Raw genomic sequence first — 6,835 nt, 5'->3', positions numbered from 1 at the left:
CGGTGGCGCACGGCGTGCATCCTGCACGCCGCCCTTCGGGTGTGCTGTTGCTAACGCGAGTGCATGGCCTCGCAGCGCTGGATGAACTGCGCGGCTTCGAGCTCAAGGCGAAAGCCAAGGCATAAAGCAAAGCAAGGCAACACAAGGTAAGGCGAAGCGAGGCAAGGCAGGCCAAGGCGAGCGAGGTCATAGCGCGCTGGAACGGATGCAAATTCAAGTTTCCAATTGGCGCGATTACCACCCAAAGATGCCGCCAGCCAGGGGATGCCAGAAAACAAAAACGCCGGCTTTCGCCGGCGTTTTCGCGAGACGATCGTCAAGAGCGATCAACCCGTCATATCTGTTCCAACGTCACCGCCACCGCATGCACCACCGCGCCGATCTTGAGCGCGCTCTGCACGCCCTGCGCGCTGATGTCGTGCTTGCGCAGCACCTTCTCGTGCGAGTCCATGCAGGCGCCGCAACCGTTGATCGCCGACACCGCCAGCGACGCCAGTTCGAAGGTCATCTTGTCGATGCCCGGATTCGCCATCACGTTCATGCGCAGGCCGGCGCGCAGCTGGCCGTACTCTTCGTTCTGGATCAGATGGGTGGCGCGGTAATAAATGTTGTTCATCGCCATCACCGCGGCCGCGGCCTTGGCGCCGTTGATCTCTTCGGGCGACAGCTTTTCGGCGGCGAATTCCTCGATCGCCGCGGCGAACGGCTTGTAGCGCGAGGCGATCGCGCAGGCCAGGGCGATGGCGCGGATCTGCTTGGCGTCCAGGCCCTGCGAACCGGCGTCGCTGAGCACGCTGTCGAGGTTGAGCTTGAGGTCCTTGGCGTAATCGGGAAGCGAGTTGCGAAGATCGGAAAGGCTCATCGAAGGCTCCTTGAAAGGCGGCGAAAGATCCGTCGCGCGACGGACACGCGTCATCGCCTGGCGGGCATGCGCAAGCGCACGGCTGGCGGGGTCGATAACGAAACGGAAGAAGTGCAGCCGGGGCGAACCCCGGCTGCGGGCATCCCGCATGGGAGGGAGGTTGGCCGCGGGCGGCCACATGCGGGGGTACTGCCTTGAAAGTCTGCGCCGACGGCGCGAGCCGGCGGCGCAGTAGAACCAGAGGGGAGCCGGGTCACGGAATCCGGCTCCGCCGGAGATCACTCCGGGCCGATCATCGATGCGGGTCATTCATTGGAAAACGACCCGACACGAATCAAGCGACCTTGAGGGTGCTCTCGCCCTGGCTCCAGTTGCACGGGCACAGCTCGTCGGTCTGCAGCGCGTCGAGCACGCGCAGGACTTCCTGCGGGTTGCGGCCGACCGAACCGTCGGTCACGTAGACGAAGCGGATGATGCCGTCCGGGTCGACCAGGAAGGTCGCGCGCTGGGCGACGCCGTCTTCGGTCAGGATGCCGAGCGAGGAGGTCAGGTCCTTCTTGATGTCGGCCAGCATGGGGAACGGCAGGTCGCGCAGGTCCTTGTGGTCCTTGCGCCACGCCAGGTGGACGAACTCGCTGTCGGTCGACGCGGCCAGCACCTGGCAATCGCGGTCGAGGAACTGCTGGTTCAGGTCGCCGAAGCCCTTGATCTCGGTCGGGCAGACGAAGGTGAAGTCCTTCGGGTAGAAGAACACCAGCAGCCACTTGCCCTTGTAGGTGTCGTTGTCGATGTCGGCGAACGCGCTATCGAGACTGTCGATACCAACGGTGGCCTTGACCTTGAATTTCGGGAACTTTTCGCCGATCGAAAGCATGCGGATGACTCCTTGAAGGGATGGGAGGGGTTGGGAGGGGTGGTTGGTGCCGAAGGGCGCAACTTATGTGCTGCATGTTGCAGCACAGCAATTGATAAATAAAATGAATTGTTCCTATTATGCCGATAGTCACACTCAATTGACAGGCCGCGCATGAACCTTCGTGATCTCAAATATCTGGTCGCTCTGTCCGATCACAAGCACTTCGGTCGGGCGGCCGCGGCCAGTTTCGTGAGCCAGCCCACGTTGTCGACCCAGATCAAGAAGCTGGAAGAGGAACTGGGTGTGTCGCTGGTCGAGCGCGCGCCCCGGCGGGTCATGCTGACGCCGGTCGGCCGCGACATCGCCGAGCGCGCGCGCAAGGTCATCGCCGACGTCGAACAGATGAGCGAGATCGCCCGCCGCAGCCAGGACCCGGAGGCCGGCTCGGTGCGGCTGGGCCTGTTCCCGACCCTGGGACCGTATCTGCTGCCTCACGTGGTGCCTGGACTGCGCAAGCGTTTCCCGCGCCTGGAATTGCTGCTGGTCGAAGAGAAGACCGACCAGATCCTCGCGCGCCTGCGCGACGGTCGCCTCGACGCCGGCCTGCTCGCGTTGCCGATCCATGACGACCAGTTGCATGTCGAACCGCTGTTCGACGAACCGTTCCTGCTGGCGGTGCCGCAGCAGCATCCGATGGCCGGGCGCGATTCGCTGGATCTGCACGATCTCGACGATCAGCACCTGTTGCTGCTCGAAGAAGGCCATTGCCTGCGCGAACAGGCTCTGGACGTGTGCCGCCTGGCCGGCGCCGACGAACGCGACGGTTTCCGCGCCACCAGCCTGGAAACGCTGCGGCAGATGGTCGCGTCCGGGGTCGGCATCACCTTGTTGCCGATGCTGTCGGTGCAACCGCCGGTACCGCCCTCGCCCGACATCCACCTGCTGCGTTTCAACGGCGAGTCGCCGCATCGGCAGATCGGCATGCTGTGGCGACGCAGTTCGGCGATGTCGGAGTTCCTGATGCAGCTGGCGCTGGAGTTGCGCAAGTTGCCGGCGTCGTTGTTGCAGCCGCCGCGGCCGGTAGCGGAGAAGCGCAGGAGTGCGCGTGGGTCGCAAGGGCGCGATCGGGTTGATTGAGGTTGATCGCGTTGCAGGAGTGGCGTCGTATATGAGATGTCGCGGCTCGCGGCGATGCCACGTTTCCGACTGCAGGAGCGACGTAAGCCGAGACCGCGAACCTGGCGGCCTCGACGAAACCACGCCGCCGACATCACCGCACACCTGACGCCCGTCACTGGCCGCATCGCCATCGCGCGCGGATCATGGCTGTCCTCGAAACAACAGGACATGCCCGCATGAGCAAGACCATCGCCTTCGTCATGATCGACCGCCCCGCCGATTGGGAATACGGGCCGCTGGCAGGTGCAGCGCATGCCTGGTTGGGCGTCGATGTCGTCACCGCGAGCATCGACGGCACGCCGTTGACGACGATGGGCGGCCTGACCTTGCAACCGCATACCCGCCTGGCCGAACTCGACCCGCTAGCCGCCGACCTGTGGGTCGTGCCCGGCAGCGCGCTGTGGGACGAAGCGCCCGCGCCGGAACCGATCGTCGCCGCGCTGCGGACGCGTGCCGCGGCTGGTCGCGCGATCGCCGGCATCTGCGGCGGCACCCGCGGGCTCGCCGCCGCCGGCCTGCTCGACGAACGCGCGCACACCAGCAACGAGCCGGGTTATCTCGATGAAGTCGCCGGTTACCGCGGCAAGGCGCATTACCGCGACGCGGCCTGCGTCAGCGACGGCACGATCGTGACCGCGCCAGGCAGCTCGCCGATTTCCTTCGCCGAGGCTTGCCTGCGGATCGTGGTGCCGGAGCAGGAGGAAGGCATCGCGCAGATGCGCGCGATGTTCGCTCGCGATTTCGCTTGATTCATCACCGCACTGTGCGCTCGCAGAACTTGCATGCGAGCGCGCAAAACCAGCCAGCGAAAATCCGCGAGGTCTTTTGTGAGAGGGGCTTCAGCCCCGACGCTCTTTTCCCGGATCACCGCGCCTGATCGGAAAACGTCGGGGCTGAAGCCCCTCTCACAAAAGACCTCGCGGCCTGCGTCGATTGCGCGTGCGAGTTGCGACTGGCTGCGGATTGTCCGAGAAATTCGCCAACTCACCATGACGATTCTCATCGACGATTCACGTCGTCAAATCACCCAGCTCACACCACCCCGATCGGACAACTCACGCCAGTTCCGCCCAAGCCGCAATACCCCATCGGGTTCTTGGCCAGATACTGCTGGTGCTCGTCCTCGGCGTAATAGAACACTGGCGCCGGCGGCTCGGGAATTTCGGTGGTGATGTCGCCGAACCCGGCTTCGCGCAACTTGACCTGGAACGCATCGCGACTGGCCAGCGCGACCTGGTACTGGGTTTCGTCTTCGCAGTAGATCGCCGAGCGGTACTGGGTGCCGGCATCGTTGCCCTGGCGCATGCCCTGGGTCGGGTCGTGGCTTTCCCAGAACACTTTCAGCAGATCCTCGAACGCGACCTGCTTGGGGTCGTACACGACCAGCACCGCCTCGGTATGCCCGGTCTGGCCGCTGCAGACTTCGCGGTACGTCGCGTTAGGCGTGTAACCGCCCGAATAGCCGACCGCGGTGGTGACCACGCCCGGCACGGTCCAGAACTTGCGCTCGGCGCCCCAGAAACAGCCCATGCCGAACTGCACCCGCGCCAGCCCGGCGAAGGCGTCGCGCAAGGGTTGGCCGTTGACGAAATGACGGTTGTGCAGCGGCAGTTCCTGCGCGCGCCCAGGCAACGCGTCTTCGCGCTGCGGCAGTCGCTGCTTGAACGCGCCTATGCCAGGAATGAATGAACCGGCCATCGTCTCGCCTCCGTATCGTCGATTGTCGCGGGGATTGCTATCGGGCTGAGCCCTGCCGATGAAATGCGGCATGTGTCGCAGGATTCAAGCGCCGATCGCGCGCGCATGGCTTGTCGGTCGCGGCCAAACCCGGGAAGCTCGAAGGGCCCCGCCCGTCCGAAGCGTGCGCACCGCGACGGTGCTGTGCCCGCCTGGACGGCCCTCGCCCTCTTTCCAGGACTTGGCTCATGAACCCTCATCTGCTTCGCGTTGGCCTGATTGCCACCGGCCTGTTGTCGGCCGCGTTGGCCTTCGCCGCGCCCGCCCATGCCGCCGACGAATTCGGCAGTGACTGGGACGATCCGCGCACCGCCGACCCGGCCGTCGCGCGACCCGACACCCGCAGTTGCACGGTCGAGATCCTCGACACCGCGTTCGCCGATTTCGACTGGCATCCCGGCACGATCGCCCCGCCGGCCGCCTGTCCCGGGCCGTGGAGCAAGGTCGTGCTGGAAATGGACGGCCAGGTGAAGGGCGTTCAATACGATCGCCTGGGCTATCTGCAGATCGCCGGCATGACCGTGCTGTCGACCAGCACGCCCGAACCCTCGCGCGACGGCATCGGCTGGCGTGTCGAGAAAGACATCAGCGCCTACGCCTCGTTGCTGAAATCGCCGCAGGCGGTGCGCATGTACCTCGGCAACGTGGTCAACGAGACCTACACCGGCGTGATCTACATACAAGCGCGGGTCGTCTTCTACAACGCCGACCGTCGCCACCCGGCGCTCGACAGCGCCGACGTGGTCGCGCCGCTGGCCAACGAACGCCGCGACGGCGCCGACCTGATCGGCGACTACACCCTGCCGGCCAACGCCACGCGCTGGCTCGGCGAGGTCTACGCGACCGGTTCGGGCGGCGGCTGCGAGGAATTCTGGTACTTCACCGCGCCGCCGGAAGCGAACTACTCCTGCCCGGCCCAGCACGGCCCCTACCGCGAAGTGCAGGTGCTGATCGACGGCCGCGTCGCCGGCATCGCCATGCCCTATCCGCACATCTACACCGGCGGCTGGTCGAACCCGTTCCTGTGGTACGTGATCCCGGCGCCGCGCGCGTTCAACATCGAACCGATCCGCTACGACCTCACGCCCTTCATCGGCCTGGTCAACGACGGCCGCGCGCACGAAGTGCGCTTCCGCGTCGCCAACCTGCCCGACGGCGCCTCAGGCTGGACCTTGCAACCGAATCTGCAGGCCTGGACCGACGCCCGCCGCGGCGCCACCGGCGGTCGTCTGCTGAGCTATGAACTCACTCCGCTCGCGGCCAAATCCGTCTACACCGCCTTGCCGGACGGCACATTCAAACTCGACACTCGCGGCGGCCATCGCTTGCGCGCGAGCGGCTATGTCGACACCTCCAAGGGCCGCGAATTCACCAGCATCGACCGCATCGTCGGCAACGACAATCTGCACACCTGGGGCGCCGAGGAAAATCCCGATGGCGTGAAGGGCGAATGGAACGACACCCAGACGACCACCCGCGTCGGTCGCGGTCTGCCAACGGTCGCGGTGCAATCGCAGCGTTTCGGTCTGGACGGTTCGATCAGCGTGGTGCCGTCGGGCAACTATCAGCGCATCGTGACCACGATGAAGATTTTCGACGAGGCCAACGCCTTACAGACGCCGGGGCTGGGGCAGCCGTTGGTTGCGCAGGCGACGCGCAACAGTTTCGAAGGTGAAGCGGGCTGGAATTACGGGGTTCCGCGGCCGGAGCGGCATGCGACGGGGCATTCGACGCAGCGGCATCGCAGTGTGGGGACGCAGGGGTGCTATGACCACGAGATCGCTCAGGAGAATGGGTTCATTCAACTTGATCGGTATCGTTGCGGCGGGCCTCGTTGATTGGGTGTTCGCGAGGGGATGTTTTCGTTCTGACTTGAGGTGACGAGTCGGGGCTGAAGCCCCTCCCACAAAAGACCTCGCGGCTTAGGCGCGACTTGATCTCGGCCTCTGCTCTGCNCTTTGCTTCGCTCTGTCTTTGCTTCGCTCTGTCTTTGCTTCGCTCTGTCTTTGCTTCGCTCTGCCTTTGCTTCTCTCTGCCTTTGCTTCGCTCTGCCTTTGCTTCGCTTTGCCTATGCTTTGGCCCGGCGCGGCTTGTAACTCGCGATGCAATAGCAGGCCCGAAGGGCGACGCGCAGGGATGCGCGTCGTGGGCCACCCAGGACATGGATGTCCTGTGTGGACCACCCCCGCGTATGCACCGAT

General features: G+C 64.9%; 6 protein-coding genes. 3 read left to right on the top strand and 3 right to left on the bottom strand.

Going from position 1 to position 6,835, the window contains the following annotated elements; genetic code table 11:
• Positions 1–334: 334 nt before the first annotated feature.
• A complete protein-coding gene (locus ASD86_RS16715; protein ID WP_056113033.1) occupies positions 335–862 on the bottom strand; it encodes a carboxymuconolactone decarboxylase family protein in 528 nt (175 codons plus the stop codon).
• 334 nt (positions 863–1,196) lie between these two features.
• Complete coding sequence (locus ASD86_RS16710; RefSeq protein ID WP_036115812.1) at positions 1,197–1,736, bottom strand: peroxiredoxin; 540 nt, start codon at positions 1,734–1,736, stop codon at positions 1,197–1,199.
• Between the two features lie 153 nt (positions 1,737–1,889).
• Between ASD86_RS16710 and ASD86_RS16705 the strand changes: the two genes are divergently transcribed.
• Both ASD86_RS16705 and ASD86_RS16700 read left to right on the top strand, forming a co-directional pair.
• Positions 1,890–2,855: a LysR substrate-binding domain-containing protein gene (locus tag ASD86_RS16705; RefSeq protein ID WP_056113029.1), complete on the top strand. Its 966-nt coding sequence runs from the start codon at positions 1,890–1,892 to the stop codon at positions 2,853–2,855.
• Between the two features lie 218 nt (positions 2,856–3,073).
• Entirely contained in the window at positions 3,074–3,646 is a 573-nt protein-coding gene (locus ASD86_RS16700) for a DJ-1/PfpI family protein (protein WP_056113026.1), read from the top strand.
• 283 nt (positions 3,647–3,929) lie between these two features.
• Here ASD86_RS16700 and msrA read toward each other — a convergent pair whose 3' ends face one another.
• Positions 3,930–4,580 (bottom strand): peptide-methionine (S)-S-oxide reductase MsrA, encoded by a 651-nt coding sequence (gene msrA / locus ASD86_RS16695; protein ID WP_056113264.1) that lies wholly within the window; start codon positions 4,578–4,580, stop codon positions 3,930–3,932.
• A gap of 242 nt (positions 4,581–4,822) precedes the next feature.
• Here msrA and ASD86_RS16690 point away from each other — a divergent pair, with 242 nt between their 5' ends.
• Positions 4,823–6,472 (top strand): peptide-N4-asparagine amidase, encoded by a 1,650-nt coding sequence (locus ASD86_RS16690; protein WP_056113023.1) that lies wholly within the window; start codon positions 4,823–4,825, stop codon positions 6,470–6,472.
• Positions 6,473–6,835 lie beyond the last annotated feature (363 nt).

This window comes from Lysobacter sp. Root690, assembly GCF_001427785.1.
In the GTDB taxonomy this organism is placed as follows: Bacteria; Pseudomonadota; Gammaproteobacteria; order Xanthomonadales; family Xanthomonadaceae; genus Lysobacter.
The sequence above is the reverse complement of the archived record's forward strand: the minus strand, read 5'-3'. Positions and strand labels throughout refer to the sequence as shown.

Bases quoted from the DNA above. Each gene is read 5' to 3' on its own strand.
- ASD86_RS16700 (WP_056113026.1), top strand. From the start codon at position 3,074: ATGAGCAAGACCATCGCCTTCGTCATGATCGACCGCCCCGCCGATTGG.
- ASD86_RS16705 (WP_056113029.1), top strand. From the start codon at position 1,890: ATGAACCTTCGTGATCTCAAATATCTGGTCGCTCTGTCCGATCACAAG.
- ASD86_RS16710 (WP_036115812.1), bottom strand. From the start codon at position 1,736: ATGCTTTCGATCGGCGAAAAGTTCCCGAAATTCAAGGTCAAGGCCACC.
- ASD86_RS16715 (WP_056113033.1), bottom strand. From the start codon at position 862: ATGAGCCTTTCCGATCTTCGCAACTCGCTTCCCGATTACGCCAAGGAC.
- ASD86_RS16690 (WP_056113023.1), top strand. From the start codon at position 4,823: ATGAACCCTCATCTGCTTCGCGTTGGCCTGATTGCCACCGGCCTGTTG.